Source organism: Azospirillum sp. VT-I1 (genome assembly GCF_055698305.1).
Window position 1 is genome coordinate 307344 of the sequence record NZ_CP168805.1, and the last position, 20374, is coordinate 327717.

At 68.2% G+C, this 20374-nt stretch carries 19 protein-coding genes; 12 read left to right on the forward strand and 7 right to left on the reverse strand.

Annotated elements, in window-relative coordinates; genetic code table 11:
* Nucleotides 1-93 precede the first annotated feature (93 nt).
* The 6 genes from AB8P05_RS27120 to AB8P05_RS27145 all read left to right on the forward strand — a co-directional run bounded on the left by AB8P05_RS27120 (nt 94) and on the right by AB8P05_RS27145 (nt 7814).
* The gene (locus tag AB8P05_RS27120; protein ID WP_472761610.1) at nt 94-1251 is read left to right on the forward strand and encodes an amino acid ABC transporter permease; all 1158 of its coding nucleotides are present in this window, start codon (nt 94-96) and stop codon (nt 1249-1251) included.
* Nucleotides 1248-2408: an amino acid ABC transporter permease gene (locus AB8P05_RS27125; protein ID WP_472761611.1), complete on the forward strand. Its 1161-nt coding sequence runs from the start codon at nt 1248-1250 to the stop codon at nt 2406-2408. The genes AB8P05_RS27120 and AB8P05_RS27125 overlap by 4 nt, the downstream gene beginning before the upstream one ends.
* Nucleotides 2409-2431: 23 nt before the next feature.
* Nucleotides 2432-3175: an amino acid ABC transporter ATP-binding protein gene (locus tag AB8P05_RS27130; RefSeq protein ID WP_472761612.1), complete on the forward strand. Its 744-nt coding sequence runs from the start codon at nt 2432-2434 to the stop codon at nt 3173-3175.
* A gap of 49 nt (nt 3176-3224) precedes the next feature.
* Entirely contained in the window at nt 3225-3932 is a 708-nt protein-coding gene (locus AB8P05_RS27135) for a response regulator (protein ID WP_455175507.1), read from the forward strand.
* Nucleotides 3933-4483: 551 nt separating this feature from the next.
* Complete coding sequence (locus AB8P05_RS27140) at nt 4484-6697, forward strand: methyl-accepting chemotaxis protein (protein WP_472761613.1); 2214 nt, start codon at nt 4484-4486, stop codon at nt 6695-6697.
* A gap of 70 nt (nt 6698-6767) precedes the next feature.
* The gene (locus tag AB8P05_RS27145) at nt 6768-7814 is read left to right on the forward strand and encodes an amino acid ABC transporter substrate-binding protein (protein WP_455175509.1); all 1047 of its coding nucleotides are present in this window, start codon (nt 6768-6770) and stop codon (nt 7812-7814) included.
* Nucleotides 7815-7894: 80 nt separating this feature from the next.
* Here the strand turns inward: AB8P05_RS27145 and AB8P05_RS27150 are convergent, their stop codons facing one another.
* The 7 genes from AB8P05_RS27150 to AB8P05_RS27180 all read right to left on the reverse strand — a co-directional run bounded on the left by AB8P05_RS27150 (nt 7895) and on the right by AB8P05_RS27180 (nt 14350).
* Nucleotides 7895-8662: a hypothetical protein gene (locus AB8P05_RS27150; RefSeq protein ID WP_472761200.1), complete on the reverse strand. Its 768-nt coding sequence runs from the start codon at nt 8660-8662 to the stop codon at nt 7895-7897.
* Between the two features lie 14 nt (nt 8663-8676).
* Entirely contained in the window at nt 8677-9396 is a 720-nt protein-coding gene (locus tag AB8P05_RS27155; RefSeq protein ID WP_472761201.1) for a hypothetical protein, read from the reverse strand.
* Between the two features lie 243 nt (nt 9397-9639).
* On the reverse strand, nt 9640-10353 hold the full coding sequence (locus tag AB8P05_RS27160; RefSeq protein WP_472761202.1) for an ABC transporter ATP-binding protein: 714 nt from the start codon (nt 10351-10353) through the stop codon (nt 9640-9642).
* A complete protein-coding gene (locus tag AB8P05_RS27165; protein ID WP_472761203.1) occupies nt 10343-11098 on the reverse strand; it encodes an ABC transporter ATP-binding protein in 756 nt (251 codons plus the stop codon). The genes AB8P05_RS27160 and AB8P05_RS27165 overlap by 11 nt, the downstream gene beginning before the upstream one ends.
* Nucleotides 11095-12117, reverse strand: coding sequence for a branched-chain amino acid ABC transporter permease (locus AB8P05_RS27170; RefSeq protein WP_472761204.1), 1023 nt, complete (start codon nt 12115-12117; stop codon nt 11095-11097). Before AB8P05_RS27170 ends, AB8P05_RS27165 begins: the two co-directional genes overlap by 4 nt.
* Nucleotides 12114-12983, reverse strand: coding sequence for a branched-chain amino acid ABC transporter permease (locus AB8P05_RS27175; protein ID WP_472761205.1), 870 nt, complete (start codon nt 12981-12983; stop codon nt 12114-12116). The genes AB8P05_RS27170 and AB8P05_RS27175 overlap by 4 nt, the downstream gene beginning before the upstream one ends.
* Nucleotides 12984-13162: 179 nt before the next feature.
* Nucleotides 13163-14350 (reverse strand): ABC transporter substrate-binding protein, encoded by a 1188-nt coding sequence (locus AB8P05_RS27180; RefSeq protein WP_472761206.1) that lies wholly within the window; start codon nt 14348-14350, stop codon nt 13163-13165.
* 340 nt (nt 14351-14690) lie between these two features.
* On the opposite strand from AB8P05_RS27180, the gene AB8P05_RS27185 reads away from it, so the two are divergent.
* The 6 genes from AB8P05_RS27185 to AB8P05_RS27210 all read left to right on the forward strand — a co-directional run bounded on the left by AB8P05_RS27185 (nt 14691) and on the right by AB8P05_RS27210 (nt 20361).
* Entirely contained in the window at nt 14691-15563 is an 873-nt protein-coding gene (locus AB8P05_RS27185; RefSeq protein ID WP_472761207.1) for a CoA transferase subunit A, read from the forward strand.
* The gene (locus AB8P05_RS27190; protein WP_472761208.1) at nt 15563-16387 is read left to right on the forward strand and encodes a CoA-transferase subunit beta; all 825 of its coding nucleotides are present in this window, start codon (nt 15563-15565) and stop codon (nt 16385-16387) included. The genes AB8P05_RS27185 and AB8P05_RS27190 overlap by 1 nt, the downstream gene beginning before the upstream one ends.
* A gap of 4 nt (nt 16388-16391) precedes the next feature.
* Nucleotides 16392-17591 carry a 3-oxoadipyl-CoA thiolase gene (gene pcaF / locus AB8P05_RS27195; RefSeq protein ID WP_472761209.1) on the forward strand — a complete coding sequence of 400 codons (1200 nt, stop codon included), beginning with the start codon at nt 16392-16394 and terminating at the stop codon, nt 17589-17591.
* A gap of 166 nt (nt 17592-17757) precedes the next feature.
* Nucleotides 17758-18558, forward strand: a complete 801-nt coding sequence (gene pcaD, locus AB8P05_RS27200; RefSeq protein WP_472761210.1) for a 3-oxoadipate enol-lactonase — start codon at nt 17758-17760, stop codon at nt 18556-18558.
* An 11-nt stretch (nt 18559-18569) separates the two neighbouring features.
* Nucleotides 18570-18968, forward strand: coding sequence for a 4-carboxymuconolactone decarboxylase (gene pcaC / locus AB8P05_RS27205; RefSeq protein WP_472761622.1), 399 nt, complete (start codon nt 18570-18572; stop codon nt 18966-18968).
* 19 nt (nt 18969-18987) lie between these two features.
* A complete protein-coding gene (locus AB8P05_RS27210) occupies nt 18988-20361 on the forward strand; it encodes a 3-carboxy-cis,cis-muconate cycloisomerase (RefSeq protein WP_472761211.1) in 1374 nt (457 codons plus the stop codon).
* The last annotated feature ends 13 nt before the right edge of the window (nt 20362-20374 follow it).

The window sequence follows — 20374 nt, forward strand, 5'->3', positions numbered from 1 at the left end:
GGATCACCCCTCACCCTCCCCACGCCTTTGGCGCGGGTCCCCTCCCTCTCCCGGGACGGGAGAGGGCTTTTATCCCCCGCACGGAGCATCACCATGACCAACCTGATCCAGGCGCTGAACTCCGCGCGCGTGCGGGGGTGGCTGTACCAGGGGCTGTTCCTGGCCGGCGCCCTCGCCGTCGCCGGGTATCTCGTCTCCAACACGCTGACCAACCTCGCCAACCGTGGCGTCGCCACCGGCTTCGGCTTCCTCGAGCGCGAAGCCGGATTCGAGATCGGCGAGAGCCTGATGAGCTACGCCGCGTCCGACACCTATCTGCGGGCGCTGGTCGTCGGCCTCCTGAACACGCTGTCGGTGTCGGCCGCCGCCGTGGTGCTGGCGACCGTGCTGGGCGTCGCCATCGGCGTGGCGCGGCTGTCGTCGAACTGGATGGTCGGCCGCTTCGCCGCCGTCTTCGTCGAGACGGTGCGCAACGTGCCGCTGCTGCTGCAGCTGGTGGTCTGGTACACAATCATGAACCGGCTGCCGAGCCCGCGCGAGGCGCTGGAGGTGGTCCCCCACGTCTTCCTCAGCAACCGCGGCATGAAGTTCCCGGTGCTGGTCGAGCATCCCGGCCATGGCTGGGCCTTCCTGGCCCTGCTGGCGGGCATCGCCGCCGCGGTCGCCATCGTCCGCTACGGCCGCCGCCACCGCGAGGCGACCGGCAAGCCCTTCCCCACCCTGCCGGCGGCCATCGCCGCGGTGGTGCTGCCGCCGGTCGCGGTGTTCGTCGCCACCGGCGCGCCGCTGGCCTTCGACGTTCCGGCACTGGCCGGCTTCAACTTCGAAGGCGGCGGGTCGGTCACCCCCGAATTCACCGCGCTGCTGATCGGCCTGTCGGTCTACACCGCCGGCTTCATCGCCGAGATCGTGCGCTCCGGCATCCTCGCCGTGCCGCACGGCCAGACCGAGGCCGGTCTGGCGCTGGGCCTGTCGCCGGTGCAGATCCTGCGGCTCGTCATCCTGCCGCAGGCGCTGCGGGTGATCGTGCCGCCGCTGACCAGCCAATACCTGAACCTGACCAAGAACAGCTCGCTGGCCGTCGCCATCGGCTATCCCGACCTGGTCAGCGTCACCAACACCTCGGCCAACCAGACCGGCCAGGTGGTGGAGGCGGTGGCGATGATGATGGCGGTCTATCTCGTCATCAGCCTGTGCATCGCCGGCTTCATGAACTGGTACAACCGCCGAGTGGCCCTGGTGACGCGATGAGCAAGGAAGTCCCGACCAACCCCACCGCCTGGGCCGCCTCCTATGAGGAGGAGCCGTCGCAGGCCTCCGTCCCGCCGCAGCCCAATGGCGTCACCGCGCTGAAGCCGCTGGGCTGGGCGCCGGTCAACTGGGCCAAGGCCAACCTGTTCAACACGCCGCTGAACACGGGCCTGACCGTCGTCTGCCTCGCCATCCTGTGGTTCTCCGTGCCGCCGATGGTGAACTGGCTGCTGCTGAACGCGGTGTGGAGCGGATCGTCGGAGGCCTGCCGCGAGGCGGCCGGCGCCTGCTGGTCGATCATCGCGGTCAAGCACCGGCTGATCTTCTTCGGCACCTATCCCTACGAGGAGCAGTGGCGCCCCTTCCTGGCCTGCGGCCTGTTCGTGGCGATGCTGGGCGTCAGCGGCGTGCGCGCGTTCTGGCGGCCCGGGCTGGCCGTCGCCTGGGCGCTGGTCCTGGTCGCCATGGGCGTGCTGATGTGGGGCGGCGTCCTCGGCCTGACCTATGTCGCCAACGACCGCTGGGGCGGCCTGCCGATCACGCTGATGCTGTCGGTCTTCGCCATCGCGCTGGCCTTCCCGCTGTCGATCCTGCTGGCTCTCGGCCGCCAGTCGTCGCTGCCGGCTATCCGCACCTTCTGCATCGGTTTCATCGAGCTGATGCGCGGCGTGCCGCTGGTCAGCGTGCTGTTCATGGCATCGGTCATGTTCCCGCTGTTCCTGCCGGAAGGCGTGACGGTGGACAAGCTGCTGCGTGCACTGGCCGGCCTGACCCTGTTCACCGCGGCCTATCTGGCCGAAGCCGTGCGCGGCGGCCTGCAGGCGATCCCCAAGGGCCAGTACGAGGCCGCCGACGCGCTCGGCCTGTCCTATTGGCAGAAGACCCGGCTGATCGTCCTGCCGCAGGCGCTGCGCATCGTCATCCCGCCGATCGTCAACCAGTTCATCAGCTGCTTCAAGGACACCTCGCTGGTCACCATCGTCGGCCTGTACGACCTGCTGACCGCCGCCACCGTGGCGACGACCGACCCCGAATGGCGCCCCTACTTCGCCGAGGTCTACGTCTTCGCCGGCATGATCTTCTGGCTCTTCTGCTTCAGCATGTCCCGCTACAGCCAGTGGCTGGAGCGTCTGGCCAACCGCTACACCCGCCGCTGACCGGCCTTCTGGGAGACCGACACATGACCGAGAACGCCATCATCGAACTCCGCAAGGTCGGCAAGTGGTACAACAGCTACCACGCGCTGCGCGACGTCAGCCTCAGCATCGGCAAGGGCGAGAAGGTCGTCGTCTGCGGCCCCTCGGGCTCGGGCAAGTCGACGATGATCCGCTGCATCAACCGGCTCGAGGCGCACCAGACCGGCCACATCATCGTCGACGGCATCGAGCTGACCGACGACGTGAAGGCGGTGGAGAAGATCCGCCGCAAGGTCGGCATGGTGTTTCAGAACTTCAACCTGTTCCCGCACCTGACCGTTCTGCAGAACCTGACGCTGGCCCCCATCTGGGTCCGCGGCATGGCGAAGTCCGAGATCGAGGAAATCGCCATGATGTACCTGAAGCGGGTGCGCATCCCCGACCAGGCGCACAAGTTCCCCGGCCAGCTGTCCGGCGGCCAGCAGCAGCGCGTCGCCATCGCCCGCGCGCTGTGCATGCGCCCCGAAATCATGCTGTTCGACGAGCCGACCTCGGCGCTGGACCCCGAAATGGTCAAGGAGGTGCTGGACGTCATGACGGAACTGGCGGGCGAGGGCATGACCATGGTCTGCGTCACCCACGAAATGGGCTTCGCCCGGCAGGTCGCGGACTCTATTGTCTTCATGGCCGAGGGCTCGATCATCGAGAGCGGGTCGCCGGCCGAATTCTTCGAGAACCCGAAAAGCGAGCGCACCCGCCAGTTCCTGGGCCAGATTCTGGAACATTGAGGCGGACCCGCCGGCAAGGCGGGGCGAGGAAAAGGCGGACGAGACGGCCATGCCGGCGACCATTGCCATCACCGACGACGACGCGGTGACGCGCGAGACGCTGAAGTCCTACCTGACGGACGAGGGCTTCGACGTCCTGCTGGCCCGGAGTGCGGAAGAGCTGAAGGACCTGCTGGCGGCCAGCGCGGTGGACGTCGTGCTGCTCGACATCCGGCTGCCGCGCCAGGACGGGCTGACCCTGACCCGCGAACTTCGCGCGGTGTCGGAGATCGGCATCATCCTGGTCAGCAGCCGGGCGGAGAAGCTGGACCGCATCATCGGGCTGGAGATGGGAGCCGACGACTACATCGCGAAGCCGTTCGAGCCGCGCGAGATCCTGGCCCGGGTGCGGAACCTGCTGCGCCGGCTGAAGGCGCCGGGCGACCAGCGCGACGACCGCCAGCGCCGCTTCGCCGGCTGGACGCTGTGGCTGGACCGCATGCGCCTGACCGACCCGCAGGGCAATCCGGTGCGGCTGACGGGTGCGGAGTTCGAGCTGCTGTCGACCTTCGTCTGCAACCCCGGCCGGGTGATGAACCGCGACTATCTGCTGACGGCGACGACCCGGCGGAAGACGGACGCGACCGACCGCACCATCGACAGCCTGGTCCGCCGCCTGCGCCGCCTGATCGAGACCGACCCGGCCGACCCGAGGCTGATCGTGACCGTCCACGGCACGGGCTACCTGTTCGCCGGCGACGTCACGCAAGACGGGTAAACACTCCCTCTCCCGCCCCGGGAGAGGGAAGGGGCCCATGGCATCGCCATGGGAAGGGTGAGGGGTGAGACAAGGATCAGAAATCCATGTCCGGATAGCCCCTCACCCTCCCCACGCCTCCGGCGCGGGTCCCCTCCCTCTCCCGGGCCGGGAGAGGGCGACAGTCTGCCTACCCCGAGCAAACTCCCCCGTCGCAGCAGTCTCGCGGCGGCCACGCGCTCGGCAGCCTGGGCCACGGGACATGCGAAAAAATCGCACGGTCCCGTGGCCCTATTTTTATGCAACTCCCGAGGCCGGCAGCCTATTCCGAAGTCAACGCACCACAGACGGTTGAGTCTCGTCTTGCCCCATTCTCTTTCCGGAAAGTCATAGGCCGTCGAACCGGCGAAAAAGCCGTCTCATCCTTTGTCCGCGTCGGCTCCGCTTGTCTCAAATGCAAAAGAAAAGACACGAGCTGTTCACATTTGGACGCTAAACCGTTCAAAGGGCCCTGCGACGATGTGCGCGTAGCAATCCGTGAAACCGTTTTTGTGGCGGCGGGGGTTTTGGGCATGACGACAATCTCGAAGACGGCGGGCGGCACCCTGGACGACACCGGCGCCCGGTACCGGTTCTGGACCCTGCGCCGCGCCATGGTGTCGGTGGTCGGCGTGCTGGTGGCGGCGCTGATCGCCAGCCAGGCCTGGGTGTCGCAACGCTACACCGACTTCGCGCTCGCCACCTTCAACAGCAGCGCCGCGGCCACCCTGCGGGTGCTGTCCAACGACCGCATCCGCAAGAACTACACGGAATGGCTGCAGAACCACGCCAACGAGTGGAGCCGCGACTCCTTCCTGGTCGACAGCATCAACCAGAATGATCCGGCCAAGACGACGCTGGCGCTGAAGAACATCAATTCCCGCCCGGTGGTGGTCGACCGCGAGGTCCGGCTGGTCTCGGTCGCCGTGTTCGATCCCGAGATGAAGCGGATCGCCGCCACCGGCGGTGAGCAGGACAGCGTCGCCACCGTCGCCCCGCTGTTCGAGGCGCTGAAGTCCCGCGACCTCGCCGACAAGCGCCGCCCGGCCAGCCTTCTGTGGCGCGACGGCCAGGGCCGGCCGCTCTACAGCATGATCGTTCCCATCGGCGGCTTCCGCGTCCTGGGCTTCCTGGAGGTGGTGACCGATCCGCTGCCCGCGCTCGCCAGCCTCGGCGCCGTACTGGACGCCGACATCCGCTTCACCGACGGCAAGGGCACCGTTCTGTTCGAATCCAAGGGCAGCGCACCGTCCGACCATGCGCAGATCTCCAGCACCACGGTGGCGCTCGGCGGCGACGGCGGGCTGCCCTGGGCGACGGCGGAGATCTCTCGCGACGTCGCCGAGTTCGTCGGCGCCACCGAGGCGCTGCGCAACGACGCGCTGAAGATGGTCGCCGCCTTCGCGCTGGCCGTCGCCATTGCCGCGGCCCTGCTTCTGCGCGTCGCCGTCTTCGCCAACCTGCGCAAGTTCGCCCGCGCCATGGAGCAGATCGCCGCCGGCGACCTGTCCATCGAGGTGCCGCGCACCGGCCGCGACGAGCTGGCGGTGATGGGAACGGCGCTGCGCGGCCTGCGCGGCAGCGTGGAGCAGGTGCTGCTGATGAAGCGGATGGTCGACAGCAGCCCGGTGCCGACGGCTCTCCTGCGCACGAATGGACAGGTCGGTTTCGTCAACCCGGCCGCCCGCGCCTTCTGCGAGGCGCACGGCATCGACCCGGCCGGTCCCGACCTGCTGGCCCAGGGGCCGGGCTTCACCGCCGAATGCACCGACCCCGCCCGCCCGCCGATCCCGCGCCGCACCCTGACCGTGGGCGAGACGACGGTGGAGGCCCATGTCGACACCGTGTTCGACGACCAGGGCAACGTGCTGGGCAAGACACTGTCCTGGACCGACGTGACGGAGCAGATGCGCTCGGCCGCCCTCGCCCGCCAGTTGATGGAGGACGTGCATCAGGTGGCGTCCGGCGTCGCCACCCAGTCGGGCCAGCTGCGCGAGCTGGCCGACGCGCTGCGCCGGGAATCGGCCGGCACCATCGACAGCACGGTCAGCGCCGGCAGCTTCGTCGCCGAGAGCAACCGTAACGCCAACACCTGCACCGGCAGCGCGGAGGTGCTGATGGACACCATCGGCAGCGTCTCCAGCCTCGCGACCGAGGCGGCGGGGGTGGTCGGCGCCACGCTGGGCGAGCTGACCGCCGCCCGCGGCGTGGTCGACCAGCTGGGCGAGAACACCGAGCAGATCCGCCGCATCGTCGACGTCATCACCGGCATCGCCCACCAGACCAAGCTGCTGGCGCTGAACGCCACCATCGAGGCGGCGGCGGCCGGGGAGGCCGGGCGCGGCTTCGCCGTGGTGGCGGCGGAGGTGAAGAAGCTGGCGGAGGAGACCGCCAAGGCCACGGTGCAGATCGCCAGCTCGGTCAGCGCCATCAACGGCAGCATCCAGAACACCGTCGGCACCTTCGCCCGCATCTCCGGCTCGGTCGAGCGGATCAACGAGGTGCAGGAGCTGATCGGCGAGGCGGTGGCACGCCAGACCGAATCCTCCACCGACATCCGCAGCCGGGTCGGCGTGATCGCCGGCAACACCGGCGAGGTGGCGGCGCTGATCGACGGGGTGAGCGCCCAGGCGTCGCGCACCGGCGACATCGCCGGCTCCCTGACCCTGACGGCGAACACGCTGGCCGAGGAAGCCGCTTCGCTGCATAGTCTGCTCGGCACGCTGCGCGCCCAGCAGGCGGCCTGACCGCGGTCCGCCCGGTGCTGGACGCCGTACGGATGGGCGCCGTGCGGATGGGCGCCGGACGGTTCGGGAGATGGATTTCGCGATGGGGCTGGTCGGGACCATCCGGCGTTTCGCCGCCGGGATGCTGCTGGCGCTGGTGGCGGCCTCACCGGCTTTCGCCAACGACGGCGAGACGCTGGAGCGCATCCACGGCCGCGGCTTCCTGATCTGCGGTCTGCGCAGCGGTGTCAGCGGCATCTCCTTTTCCGACCCGCAAGGGCATCTGGACGGCTTCCTGGTCGATGTCTGCCGCGTCTTCGCCGCGGCGACGCTGGGCAACGCCCAGGCGATCCGCGTCGTCCGCCTGCCGGAGAAGCCGCAGGAATTCCAGGCGGTGGAGAAGCACGACGTCGATATCGCGCTGACCACCACGACCTGGACCTTCAGCCGCGACCTGTCGCACGACATCGAGTTCCTGATGCCGCTGCTGCATGACGGCCAGGGCTTCGCCATCCACGGCGACGGCACCGCGCCGCCGCTCGATCGGCTGGGGCCGCGCACGGTCTGCGTCAAGACGGCGACCACCACCGTCCGCAACCTGGAGGACCATATCCGCAAGTCCGACCTGCCCTGGTCGATCCGCACCTTCCAGACGCTGGACGAGGCGCTGCAGGCCTTCCTCGCCCATGAATGCGACCTGCTGACCACCGACCGCACGGTGCTGGTCACCTCGCTCGCCGGCTACCGCAAGGCGGGGATGGCTATCCACATCTACCCCGACGTGATCTCGCGCGAGCCGCTGACCCCCTATGTCGCGCGGGGCGACCGCAACTGGTACGACATCGCCCGCTGGGTCCTCCATGCCATCGTGCTGGCCGACGCCAAGGGCGTCACGTCGGCCGACGTGCAGGCCGGCCGCATCCCCGACGATCCGGAACTGCACCGCATGCTGGGCCATGCCGGCAGCGCCGCCCGCAACCTGGGCCTGCCCGACGACTGGGCCCTGCAGGTGCTGGCGCAGGTCGGGAACTACGGCGAGATCTTCGACCGCAACCTGGGCGTCCCCTACGGCATGGAGCGCGGGCAGAACAGGCCCTGGACCCAGGGTGGATTGCTGTATTCACCGCCGTTCAGGTGAAACCGATCCCTAAGGAAGAGGACTTTGATCACGCTGAAGGGCGACGCCGGGCGCACGGCGTCCGGCGTTTCCTAGAGCGCTCACGCCCCGATGAAGCCCTTTTTCGCCATGCATGCATCCTTCGACAGCGGCTCCTTGCTGCCGTCCGGCAGGTAGCAGGTGCCTATGTTCAGCGGCGCGGTTGATGCCCCCGGAGCCGCAGGTGCCAGGGTCACGTTGCTCGGCACGGGAGGAGCGCTGCTCGAACGTCCGCCCGCCGATGGGAACGCGCCAGAGGCTGTCACCGCGGTGACCGGTAGCTGGAGGGGGCCGACGTGAATCACCTTGCCCCCTGCCTCTTTGCACCACGTCTCCTCACGGTATTCTTCCACCTTTCGGAGGCGGCAAAGGACGAGTACCTGGGCAGGAGTGGACTGTCCCGCGGAGACCATAGCTCCTGCGACGTGTGCCGATGATTCAGCCGGCAATGACAGCGAGACAAGGATCTGAGCCGGATACTGGTATGCGGCTCCAGAGCCCATGTCGACGGCGGCACCAACGATTCCGCCGGCGATGATGTTGCCGAATGCGGCACCAGCCGTCGTCGAGTTAACCGACGACGACCCCGCATGTCCGGCCTCAGTCCGGCATTGCACCGACAGCGGTCCATAAGCCTTCGAGACCGTTGCCGCACTGGGCGTGCGAACGATGGTCCATTGGCCTTTCTCGTTCTGCAACGTGCAGGTGGCCTGCTGGACCGGCGTGGTGTCGACAACGACCGACTGCGTAGTCCCTGTCGTAATCGAAGCGCATGCCTGTGTGGCTAGGCACAGCATGAGCAGGGCAACCACCCGAAGGATTTTGGTCATGGCATGCCCCCGGATCAACGAAACTGGCTCTTCAGGATCGGGTAGAAGCCCTGGTACTGCTCCTTCACCTGATCGAGGAATTGACGGCGTTTTGGATCCTTGGCGATGAGGTCCTTGTGCCAGGGGCTGCTGGCCCAATTGCTCTCTCCAGCAGAAGAGAAACCATAGAACTCTGGATTCAATAGAATTTCATAGTTCACATACGAATGCTCATTTGCCAAACGAAACACTGTATTGATCATCACTTTGGGCATGTCGATGCCTTTCTCTGCTAATGTCTGTTGTATATTCTTTCCATAAGTCGGAGAATAAGTGCCCGTTGGTGAGAAGATGTGATGGTTAATACCCCAGCAGGCTTGCTCTCGCTGATATGCCGAATCAAACTGAAGGAAGTATATGTCCTTGCGGAAGCAGAAATTATAGGTTTGCCAGCCGTTTCTCCCGAGATCGACGTTCGTCGATACTGAGACGTACCCGAGCAAGCGTCCGTTGACGATGTTCGCCATTGTAACTGTGGCATTAATGTTGAACTGATTGTTACTGCTCTCGTTAAGTGCTGTTACCGTCCATTTTCCCGGCGGCAAAGGAACCTGCGTCCGCGACACTTTGACGCTCCCCTCGTAGGTCGCGCCAATCGGCATTTCCGAGGCGATACTGTCAGCGAAGGCTGGAGCGCCACTTCCCAACAGCGCAATCAAAGAGATAGCTCGTAACGTGTTCCGGAGGATGTTCACTTTTCTTTGTCCAATTCGCGGTTAAAACCAGCCCAAGGATTGCTCCCTAAACCTTTGCGCGAATTATCCATAAGTAAACACCAATTTGGTTACAAGGCCGTAACAGCCTTGATCGGCGACCTGTCGTACCATCACCGTAGATAACGAAACCGTCAGGCCCGCACGACCGGGTTCTCGGCGTGATGCGTCGCGTGGCACGGCTAGCGTCGGTCCCGCCCCGGAGCCCAGTTCTGCAATTTCCCCCTACGCCGCCAGCGCCACGCCCAGATGCCGTTCCAGCAGCGCCGCATCCGCCTTCGCCTGAGCCGCCGGCCCCGCATGCACCACCCGGCCGCGGTCGAGGAAGACGACGCGGTCGGCGAACTCCAGCGCGCGGTCGACCTGCTGTTCCACCAGCACCACGGTCATGTCCAGGTTCGACAGCGCCGCCATCAGCGTGTCGCAGATCACCGGGGCCAGCCCCTCCAGCGGCTCGTCCAGCAGCAGCACCGTCGGCTTGCCCAGCAGCGCGCGGGCGACCGACAGCATCTGCTGCTCGCCGCCCGACAGCTCGCCGCCGCCGTTGCGCCGCCGCTCGCCCAGCCGCGGGAACAGCTCGTACGCCTCTTCCAGCGCCGAACGCGGACGGCCCTTCAGCCCGGTGACGAGGTTCTCCTCCACCGTCAGCGACTTGAAGATGTCGCGCGTCTGCGGAACATAGCCCAGCCCCGCCGCCGCCCGCGCCGAACTGTTCATGCCCGCAAGCTCCACCCCGTCCAGCCGGATGGTGCCGCCATGGCGGGTGGTCTGGCCGACCAGCGTCGCCAGCGTCGTCGTCTTGCCCACCCCGTTGCGGCCGAGCAGGGCCAGCCGCCCGCCCGCCGGCACGCTGAAGGAGATGCCGTCGAGGATCAGCGTCTTGCCGTAGCCGGCGCGCAAATCCGCGACTTCCAGGCTTCCGACCGCTTCAGTGGGCATTGGTCCGGCTCCCCAGATAGACCTCGCGCACGCGCGGGTCGGCGACGATCTCCTTGGCGGTGCCGCTGCACAGCAGCCGCCCCTGCGCCAGCACGACGATGGTCCTGGCGAAGCGGAAGACGAGATCCATGTCGTGCTCGATCATCAGCACCGCCAGATCCTTGGGCAGCCGGTCGATGGCGTCGAGGATGCGCTGGCTTTCCGAATGGGGCACGCCGGCCGCCGGCTCGTCCAGGATCAGCACCTTCGGCTTCATGGCGAGCGCCAGCGCGATCTCCAGCAGCCGCTGCTGCCCGTAGGCGAGTGAGCCGACCGCCGTGTGCGCCACATGGGTCAGCCCCATGCTGCCCAGCAGCTCCGCCACCTCGTCGGCCAGACCGGCGACCTTGGCGACATTGGCGAACAGGCGGAAGGTGCGGCGGTCGCGCTGCAGCACGGCCAGCTCCAGATGCTCGCGCACCGTCATCGACTTGAACAGCCGCGCCACCTGGAAGCTGCGGATCAGACCCAGCCGCACCCGCTCCGCCGCCGGCAGCCTGGTCACGTCGCGGCCGTCCAGCCGGATGGTGCCGGCGCTGGGCGGGATCACCCCGGTGACGAGGTTGACGAAGGTGGTCTTGCCGGCGCCGTTCGGCCCGATCAGGGCGCAGCGGTCGCCCGCCTTCAGCGTCATGGAGATGTCGGACGCCACCTGAAGGCCGCCGAAGTTCTTGCTCAGCCCCTCCACCTCCAGCAGCGCCGTCATGCCCCGCCCTCCTTTCCGCGCCGCAGCCCGCCCAGCCGTTCCACCACCGACACGATGCCGCCGGGCAGGAACAGGACGATGCCGATCAGGAACAGGCCGATGAAGGCCATCCAGTGATAGGGGTCGTTGGCGGCCAGGATGTGGTGGACGCCCATGAAGGCGGCGGTGCCGATCACGGCGCCGTAGAGCCGCCCGGTGCCGCCCAGCACCAGCATGACCAGCGCCTCCGCCGACCAGGAGAAGCCGGTGCTGTCCAGCCCGACGATGCCGCTGGTCACCGCGGTCAGGGCGCCCGCCACCCCGGCGAACACGCCGGCCACGGCATAGAGCACCACCAGATAGGCTTTCGGCGAACCGCCGATGGCGGAGATCCGCAGGGGATCTTCCTTCACCCCGCGGCAGGCCAGCCCGAAGGGCGAGCGCACGATCCGCCGTGCCACCGCCAGCCCGACCACCAGAACCGCCAGCGCGAACAGGTAGGAGGTGTGGCCGAACATGTCGAAGCGGAACATCCCCAGCACCGGTGCGGGGTCGATGCCCGACAGGCCGTCGCTGCCGCCGGTCCAGTCGCGCGCCTTGTTGGCGACCTCCTGCACGATCTGCCCGACCGCGATGGTCAGCATCAGCAGGGTCAGGCCGCGGGCATGCAGGATCAGGGCGCCGGTGACCAGCGCCAGCAGCCCGCCGGCCAGCCCGCCGACCGCCAGCATCGCGAAGGGGTCGTTGTTCCAGTTGACCGCGAGGATGCCGGCGGCATAGGCGCCGGTGCCGAACATCGCCGCCTGCCCCAGCGTGGCGATCCCGCCATAGCCCAGCACGAGGTCGAGCGACAGCACGAACAGCGCCGAGGCGGCGATGCGGGTCAGCAGCGCCAGATCGTCCGGCAGCAGCCAATAGGCGGCCAGCCCGGCCGCCGCGATCAGCGGGATGCCGATCCAGTCCAGGTCGCGGCGTTTGCCGAGCGGAGCAGGTCTGGTCATCCGGCCGGCCTTGCCGTCACGCTCGGCGACGCTCGTCATGCCGTCCTCCCTTTGAAGAAGCCGTGGGGCCAGCGGAACAGGATCAGGATCAGGGCGGCGTAGAAGAAGAACTCGCCGAAATTGGGGATCAGGTATTTGCCGGCGGTGTCGACGATGCCCAAAGCCAGCGCCGCCGCGGCCGAGCCGAAGATGCTGCCCGCCCCGCCGACCGCCACCACCGCCAGGAACAGCACGATGTAGCGGATGGCGTAATAGGGCTCCAGCGGCAGCAGCTCCGCCCCCAGCACGCCGCCCAGCGCCGCCAGCCCGGTGCCGAGCGCGAAGGTCGCCAGATAGAGCCGTTCCGTCCGGATGCCCAGCGCCGCCGCCATCGCCGGATCATCCACCGCCGCGCGCAGCCGGATGCCGAAGTCGGTGCGCTCCAGCAGCCACCACAGCCCCAGCAGCGTCGCCGCCCCGGCACCGATCACGAAGGCGCGGTGGGTCGGGATCGCCTTCGGCCCCAGCTCCACCGTTCCGGTCAGCAGCTCCGGCAGCGGGATGCGCTTCAGCGTCGGGCCGAACAGATAGTTGATGCCGGCGACGATGACGAAGGTCAGCCCGATGGTCAGCAGCACCTGCGCCAGCTCGTTGGCCGACCCGTAGATGCGGCGGTACAGCAGCCGTTCCAGCGGCAGCGTCGCCAGCACCGTCAGCGCCACCGCCACCACCAGCGCCACCCCATAGGGCAGCCCGACGCCCTGCGCCGCATAGGACGCGACATAGCCGCCGACCATGGCGAAGGCGCCATGCGCCAGATTGACCACCCGCATCAGCCCCAGCGTCACCGACAGCCCGACGGAGATGATGAAGAGGATCATGCCGTAGGCGACCCCGTCGACGGCGATCCCGAACATGGTTTCCATGATGTCTCTCCACCTGCCCTCTCCCGCCCCGGGAGAGGGAGGGGACCCGCGCCGAAGGCGTGGGGAGGGTGAGGGGTGAGGCAAGAATCCAGAAGCGCATGGCTCCGTGCCTCACCCCTCACCCTTCCCGCTTCGCGGGCCCCTTCCCTCTCCCGGGGCGGGAGAGGGATACTCGCCCCTCACTTCCCCAACTTGTACCCATAGTCCGGCTGGTTCGGGAACGCCTCCTTCTCGACGTTCTCCAATTTGCCGTCGACCTTCTCGACGGTGCGCAGATAGATCGTCTGGGTGACGTGGCGGCTGTCCCGGTCGATGGTCAGGGGACCGCGCGGGCTTTCCCAGCTCATGCCCTTCACCGACTCCACCGCCTTGGCGCCGTCGATCCGGCCGCCGCCGCCGTTCTTTATCATCTGGTAGATGACATGCACGCCGTCATAGGCGCCGACCGAGCTGAAGGTGACGGTGTCGTAGGACCCGAACATCTCCTTGTGCTTGGCGACGAAGGCCTTGTTCTTCGCCGAATCGTGCGCGCGGCTGTAGTTGAAGCTGGTGGTGATGCCCAGCGCCGCGTCGCCCAGCGCCGGCAGGTCCGGTTCCTGGGTCAGGTCGCCGGGGCCGAAGAACTTGATGCCCGCCGCCTTCAGCCCGGTGTCGTTGAAGGCCTTGGCGAAAGCCAGCGTCGACGGGCCGGCGGGCAGGAAGGCGTAGACCGCCTCGGCGCCCGCATCCTTGATGCGCTGCATGAAGGGAGCGAAGTCGTTGGACTTCATCGGCATGCGGATGGTGTCCACCACCGTGCCGCCATTCTTCTCGAAGGTGGTCTTGAAGGCGGTCTCGCCATCGATGCCGGGGCCATAGTCGCTGACCGCCGACACCGCCTTCTTGATCCCCTGCTTGGCCATGTATTCGGCCAGCGGCACCGTGTTCTGCCACAGGGTGAAGGAGGTGCGGACATAGCGCGGCGACTTTTCCGTGATGGCGGAGGTCGCGGCGTTGAAGATCACGCAGGGGATGTTCGCCTCGTCGATCAGCGGGGCGACGGCCAGCGCGTCCGGCGTGAAGAAATAGCCGGCGAGGAAGGACACCTTCTCCTTGACGATCAGCTCCTGCGACAGCGCCTTGCTTTGTGCCGGGTTGGGCTGGTCGAGGTCCTTGTAGACGAACTCCACCGTGTCGTTGCCGACGGTCTTGCCATGTTCGGCCTGATAGATCTCGATCGCTTCCCGGAAGGTCTTGCCGACCACGCCGTAGGGTCCGGAGAAAGGCGCGACGACGCCGACCTTGATGGTGGCGGCCCCGGCCGATCCGGCCGTCAGCGCCAGACCGAACGCCGCACCCAGCAGCGCGTTGCGCAGAGTCCTCGTCATCGTCCCTCCCACATGTGACCATATGCCGGCGCCGGAACTCGCGGCCCCGATCGTTGACTGTTCCGCCCAGCGTACTGAGGGGCCGCCGAACCGTCAAGTGCGATATTTGACGTTTCGTGCGATTAACGCACTTCCCTTGGCTTCCGTGTAAACCCTTGCTCTAAATCGGAAAACAGAACCAATCCGGATTACTTCACCGCATTTTCCTTATGTTGCGGCGCAATATGTGCGATTATCGCCATAACATGCCTATATTCGACCTTGACAGCCGAAAGCCACGCCGCCCAATCTGTGCGTAAAGACGATTACCCGTGCGATTTTCGCACAATCGGGAGGTCATATGGCCAAGATCACGCCCCTGCGCGAGGCGGTGGCGAGCCTCGTGCAAGACGGCGACACGGTCGCCCTGGAGGGGTTCACCCATCTGATTCCCCATGCCGCCGGGCATGAGATCATCCGCCAGGGCCGGCGCGGCCTGACTCTGGTGCGCATGACGCCGGACCTGATCTACGACCAGATGATCGGCATGGGCTGTGCTACGAAGCTGATCTTCTCCTGGGGCGGCAATCCCGGCGTCGGTTCCCTCCACCGTTTCCGCGACGCGGTCGAACAGGGCTGGCCGCACCGGCTGGAGATCGAGGAGCACAGCCACGCCGGCATGGCGAACGCCTATGTCGCCGGCGCCTCCAACCTGCCCTTCGCCCTGCTGCGCGGCTACACCGGCTCCGACCTGCCGAAGGTCAATCCGAACATCCGCTTCGTCGAGTGCCCCTTCACCGGGGAGAAGCTGGCCGCCATTCCCTCCGTCCGCCCCGACGTGACGGTGATCCACGCCCAGAAGGCCGACCGCCGCGGCAATGTGCTGCTCTGGGGCATCCTCGGCGTCCAGAAGGAGGCGGTGCTGGCCGCCAAGCGCTCCATCGTCACGGTGGAGGAGGTCGTCGAGGACCTCGAGGCGCCGCCGAACGCCTGCGTCCTGCCGAGTTGGGCGCTCTCCGCCGTCTGTCATGTCCCCGGCGGCGCCTATCCGTCCTATGCGCAGGGCTATTCGGAGCGCGACAACCGCTTCTACAAGGCCTGGGACCCCATTGCCCGCTCGCGCGACGACTTCCGCGCCTGGATGCAGCGCCATGTGCTGGACACCGACGATTTCGCCGGATTCCGCCGCGTGCTGGCCGAAAGCATGGCCCAGAACATGAAGGAGGCCGTGTGATGGCCACCGCTCGGACCACTGCCGAAACTCTCGATTTCACCGCGACCGAGATCATGACGGTGGCGGCCAGCCGGCTGCTGAAGGACGGCACCGTCTGCTTCGTCGGCATCGGCCTGCCGTCGACCGCCGCCAACCTCGCCCGGCTGACCCACGCGCCGGACGTGGTGCTGATCTATGAATCGGGACCCATCGGCGCCAAGCCGACGGTGCTGCCGCTGTCCATCGGCGACGGCGACCTCGCGCTGACCGCCGACACCGTGGTCGGCACGCCGGAGATCTTCCGCTACTGGCTGCAGGGCGGGCGGATCGACGTCGGCTTCCTCGGCGCCGCGCAGGTCGACCGCTTCGCCAATATCAACACCACCGTCATCGGCCCCTATGACGCGCCCAAGGTGCGGCTGCCCGGTGCCGGCGGCGCGCCGGAGATCGCCTCCCAGGCCAAGGAGGTGTTCATCGTCCTCAAGCATAACCCGAAGGCCTTCGTCGCCAAGCTGCCCTTCGTCACCTCGGCCGGATTTCTCGACGGGGGCGAGGCGCGCGCCAAGGCCGGCATCCCCGGCGCCGGGCCGACCGCGGTCATCACCGACCTCGGCATCCTCACCCCCGATCCGGTGACGAAGGAGCTGACCTTGACCGGCATCCATCCCGGCGTGACGGTGGAGCAGGTGAAGGCGGCAACCGGCTGGGACCTGAAGATCTCGCCCGACCTGAGGACCACCGAACTCCCGGACGCCGAAACCCTGACGGCGCTGCGCGACCTCCAGGCCCGCACCGCCGCCGCCCACGACATCTCCCATGGGCAATCTGGCGGCGGAGAAGGATAAGACCATGCGTGACGCCTATATCTGCGACGCCATCCGCACCCCCATCGGCCGCTATGCAGGATCCCTGTCGTCGGTGCGCGCCGACGATCTCGGCGCCGTGCCGATCCGCGCCCTGATGCAGCGCAACCCCTCGGTCGACTGGGCCGCGCTGGACGACGTGATCTATGGCTGCGCCAACCAGGCCGGCGAGGACAACCGCAACGTCGCCCGCATGGCGGCCCTCCTGGCCGGCCTGCCCGACGCGGTTCCGGGCACGACGATGAACCGGCTCTGCGGCTCCGGCCTCGACGCGCTGACCACCGCCGCCCGCGCCGTCAAGGCGGGCGAGGCCGAGCTGATGATCGCCGGCGGCGTGGAGAGCATGAGCCGCGCCCCCTTCGTCATGGGCAAGGCCGACGCCCCTTTCTCGCGGCAGGCCGAGATCTTCGACACCACCATCGGCTGGCGCTTCGTCAACCCGGCGATGAAGGCGGCCTACGGCACCGATTCGATGCCGGAGACGGCTGAAAACGTTGCCGCCGACTGGAAGATCGCCCGCGCCGACCAGGACGCCTTCGCGCTCCGCAGCCAGCAACGCGCCGCCCGCGCCATCGCCGACGGCAGCATGGCCCGCGAGATCGTCCCCGTCACCATCCGTACCCGCAAGGGCGAGACGGTGGTGAGCACCGACGAGCACCCCCGCGCCACGACGATGGAGGCGCTGTCGGCGCTGAAGCCCATCGTCCGCCCCGGCGGCACGGTCACCGCGGGCAACGCGTCGGGCGTCAATGACGGCGCCGCCGCCCTGCTGGTGGCCTCCGAATCGGCGGTGAAGCGTCACGGCCTCACCCCGCGCGCCCGCATCGTCGGCGGCGCCACCGCCGGCGTGCCGCCGCGCGTCATGGGCATCGGCCCGGCGCCCGCGACCCGCAAGCTGCTGGAACGGCTCGGCCGCACCATCGCCGACATCGACCTGATCGAGCTGAACGAGGCTTTCGCCGCCCAGGCGCTGGCCGTTCTGCGCGAGCTGGGCCTGCCGGACGACGCGGCGCATGTGAACCCGAACGGCGGCGGCATCGCGCTCGGCCATCCGCTCGGCATGAGCGGCGCCCGTCTGGCGACCACCGCGGTTTACCAGCTCGAGCAGTCCGGCGGACGGACGGCGCTCTGCACCATGTGCATCGGCGTCGGCCAGGGCATCGCGGTGACGATCGAGCGGGTGTAGCCGTCAAAGTTAGACCCCCACCTATCCTCCCCCACTGGGTGGGGAGGGACTGCCGCCGCCCTCCCGCCTCAGCACCAATCCCCTCCCCGCCCAGCGGGGAGGGTTAGGGTGGGGGTCTCACTTCGCAAGCATCCAGTACCCACCACAACCACCACAGGCGGACCCCATGCCCTTCATCGAAGCCGCCGGCATCACCCAGCACTACGACCTGACCGGCCCGGCCGACGCCCCGGTGCTGCTGTTCGCCAACTCCATCGGCACCAGCTTCCACATCTGGGACGCCGTGGTGCCGCACCTGTCGCAACGCTACCGCGTCCTGCGCTACGACATGCGCGGCCACGGCCTGACCCAGGTGACGCCGGTAACGGAGACCTCCGGCTACAGCATGGACATCCTCGCCGACGACGCCGCCGGCCTGCTCGACGCGCTGGGCATCGCGCGCGCCCATGTCTGCGGCCTGTCCATCGGCGGCATGATGGCGCAGCGCCTCGCCGTCAAGGATCCCGGCCGCGTGCACGGCCTGATCCTGTGCGACACCGCCGGGGTGATCGGTCCGCAATCGGTCTGGACCGACCGCATCGCCGCCATCCGAGCCCGCGGCATGGCCGCCATCGCCGACGGTGTAATGGCGCGCTGGTTCACCCAGGCCTTCCGCGACGGCCGGCCCGACCAGATCCGCGGCTACACCGCCATGGTCGCCCGCATTCCCGAGGACGGCTATGTCGGCTGCGCCATGGCGATCCGCGACGCCGACCTGCGCGCCGCCAACGCCGCCATCACCGCGCCGACCCTGGTGATCTGCGGCGAGCATGACGTCGCCACCCCGCCCGACGCCGCACGCGAGCTGGCGGCCGGCATTCCCGGCGCGCGGTTCGAACTGCTGCCCGGCGCCGCCCACATCCCCGGCGTCGAGAAGCCGGCGGAACTGGCCGCCCTGATCGACGGCTTCCTGAGGGACCTGCGATGAACGACCCTGAAATGAAGGATCAGGACCTCTACGACCGCGGCATGGCGGTGCGCCGCGCGGTCCTGGGCGACGCCCATGTCGACCGCTCGCTGGAGCGCGCCACCGATTTCGACGCCGATTTCCAGGAGTTCATCACCAAGACCGCCTGGGGCCAGATCTGGACCCGGCCGGGGCTGGACATCCGGACGCGCAGCATGCTGACCATCGGCATGCTGGCGGCGCTGGGCAAGGATGGCGAGCTGAAGCTGCACATCCGCGCCACCCGCAACACCGGCGTCACCCGCGACGAGGTGAAGGAAATCCTGATGCAGACCGCCATCTATGCCGGCGTCCCCGCCGCCAACCACGCCATCGCGCTGGCCCGCGCGGTGTACGCGGAGATGGATGAAGAGGACGCCCGACAGGGCTGACAGGCAAAGGCTGACCATCATGACCGTCCTCCGCCACGCCGATCCGCTGCTCGATCCGCTCTTCACCACCGATGCGGCGGCAGACGCCTTCTCTCCCAGCGCAAGGCTGCAGGGCATGCTGGATTTCGAGGCGGCGCTGGCGCGGGCGGAGGCGGCGGTCGGCGTCATCCCCGCCTATGCCGTTCCGGCCATCGCGGCGGCCTGCCGCGCCGACCTCTACGACCTCGACGCGCTGGGGGCCGAGGCGGCGCTGGCCGGCAACACCGCGATCCCGATGGTCAGGCACCTGACCCGCAGCGTGCAGGCCGCCGACGAGGAGGCGTCGCGCTACGTCCATTGGGGCGCCACCAGCCAGGACGCGATGGACAGCGGCCTGATGCTGCAGCTGCGCCGCTTCCTCGACGGGCTCGACGCCGATCTGGCGGCCTTGGCCGACGGCTTGGCCGACCTCGCCGACCGCCACCGCGCCACGCCGATGGTCGCCCGCACCTGGCTGCAGCATGCCCTGCCGACCACCTTCGGGCTGAAGGCCGCCGGCTGGCTCGACGCGCTGGGCCGCGACCGGCTGCGGATCGCCGCGGCGAGAGGCCGCCTCGCCCTGCAATTCGGCGGTGCCGCCGGCACGCTGGCGGCACTCGGCGAGGCCGGCCCGGCGGTGGCGGAGGCGCTGTCGAAGGAGCTGGACCTCCCCCTGCCCGCCCTGCCCTGGCACGCCAGCCGCGACCGCATCACCGAACTGGCATCATCTCTCGGCATCCTGGCCGGCACGCTCGGCACGCTCGGCCGCGACATCTCGCTGATGATGCAGATGGAGGTCGCCGAAGCGTTCGAGCCCGCCGGCCCCGGCCGCGGCGGCTCCTCCACCATGCCGCACAAGCGCAACCCGGTGTCCTGCGCCGTCCTGCTCTCCTGCGCCATCCGCGCTCCCGCCCTGGTCGGCGGGCTGCTGGCGGCGCAGGTGCAGGAGCATGAACGCGGCCTCGGCGGCTGGCACGCCGAATGGCAGGCGCTGCCCGACCTCTGCCGCCTCGTCGCCGGCGCCGCCCGCCATGCCCGCGAGACCGTCGCCGGCCTGACCATCGATGCGGAGCGCATGCGCGCCAACCTGGACCTGACCCGCGGCCTGATCCTGGCCGAGGCGGTCACCATGGCGCTGGGCGACCGCATGGGCCGCATGGCCGCCCATTCCCGCGTGGCCGACGCCAGCCGCCGCGCAGCCGGGACCGCCCGCCCCCTGCGCGACCTGCTGGCCGAGGATGCCGAGGTGGTGGAGGCGCTCGGCCCCGACGGTCTCGACCGCCTGTTCGACCCGCTGCGCTACACCGGCGCGGCAGGCCATTTCATCGACCGCGTTCTGGCACTCCACAGGCAGCAACAGCGTCAGCAGAACTGACCGCCCCCAAGGA

What these genes read in the sequence shown, in the direction of transcription:
- AB8P05_RS27120 (WP_472761610.1), top strand. Translation starts at nt 94, where the DNA reads ATGACCAACCTGATCCAGGCGCTGAACTCCGCGCGCGTGCGGGGGTGG.
- AB8P05_RS27160 (WP_472761202.1), bottom strand. Translation starts at nt 10,353, where the DNA reads ATGCCCACTGAAGCGGTCGGAAGCCTGGAAGTCGCGGATTTGCGCGCC.
- pcaC (WP_472761622.1), top strand. Translation starts at nt 18,570, where the DNA reads ATGAAGGATCAGGACCTCTACGACCGCGGCATGGCGGTGCGCCGCGCG.
- AB8P05_RS27140 (WP_472761613.1), top strand. Translation starts at nt 4,484, where the DNA reads ATGACGACAATCTCGAAGACGGCGGGCGGCACCCTGGACGACACCGGC.
- AB8P05_RS27185 (WP_472761207.1), top strand. Translation starts at nt 14,691, where the DNA reads ATGGCCAAGATCACGCCCCTGCGCGAGGCGGTGGCGAGCCTCGTGCAA.
- AB8P05_RS27125 (WP_472761611.1), top strand. Translation starts at nt 1,248, where the DNA reads ATGAGCAAGGAAGTCCCGACCAACCCCACCGCCTGGGCCGCCTCCTAT.
- AB8P05_RS27190 (WP_472761208.1), top strand. Translation starts at nt 15,563, where the DNA reads ATGGCCACCGCTCGGACCACTGCCGAAACTCTCGATTTCACCGCGACC.
- AB8P05_RS27130 (WP_472761612.1), top strand. Translation starts at nt 2,432, where the DNA reads ATGACCGAGAACGCCATCATCGAACTCCGCAAGGTCGGCAAGTGGTAC.
- AB8P05_RS27145 (WP_455175509.1), top strand. Translation starts at nt 6,768, where the DNA reads ATGGATTTCGCGATGGGGCTGGTCGGGACCATCCGGCGTTTCGCCGCC.
- AB8P05_RS27180 (WP_472761206.1), bottom strand. Translation starts at nt 14,350, where the DNA reads ATGACGAGGACTCTGCGCAACGCGCTGCTGGGTGCGGCGTTCGGTCTG.
- AB8P05_RS27175 (WP_472761205.1), bottom strand. Translation starts at nt 12,983, where the DNA reads ATGGAAACCATGTTCGGGATCGCCGTCGACGGGGTCGCCTACGGCATG.
- pcaF (WP_472761209.1), top strand. Translation starts at nt 16,392, where the DNA reads ATGCGTGACGCCTATATCTGCGACGCCATCCGCACCCCCATCGGCCGC.
- AB8P05_RS27165 (WP_472761203.1), bottom strand. Translation starts at nt 11,098, where the DNA reads ATGACGGCGCTGCTGGAGGTGGAGGGGCTGAGCAAGAACTTCGGCGGC.
- AB8P05_RS27170 (WP_472761204.1), bottom strand. Translation starts at nt 12,117, where the DNA reads ATGACGAGCGTCGCCGAGCGTGACGGCAAGGCCGGCCGGATGACCAGA.
- AB8P05_RS27135 (WP_455175507.1), top strand. Translation starts at nt 3,225, where the DNA reads ATGCCGGCGACCATTGCCATCACCGACGACGACGCGGTGACGCGCGAG.
- AB8P05_RS27210 (WP_472761211.1), top strand. Translation starts at nt 18,988, where the DNA reads ATGACCGTCCTCCGCCACGCCGATCCGCTGCTCGATCCGCTCTTCACC.
- pcaD (WP_472761210.1), top strand. Translation starts at nt 17,758, where the DNA reads ATGCCCTTCATCGAAGCCGCCGGCATCACCCAGCACTACGACCTGACC.
- AB8P05_RS27150 (WP_472761200.1), bottom strand. Translation starts at nt 8,662, where the DNA reads ATGACCAAAATCCTTCGGGTGGTTGCCCTGCTCATGCTGTGCCTAGCC.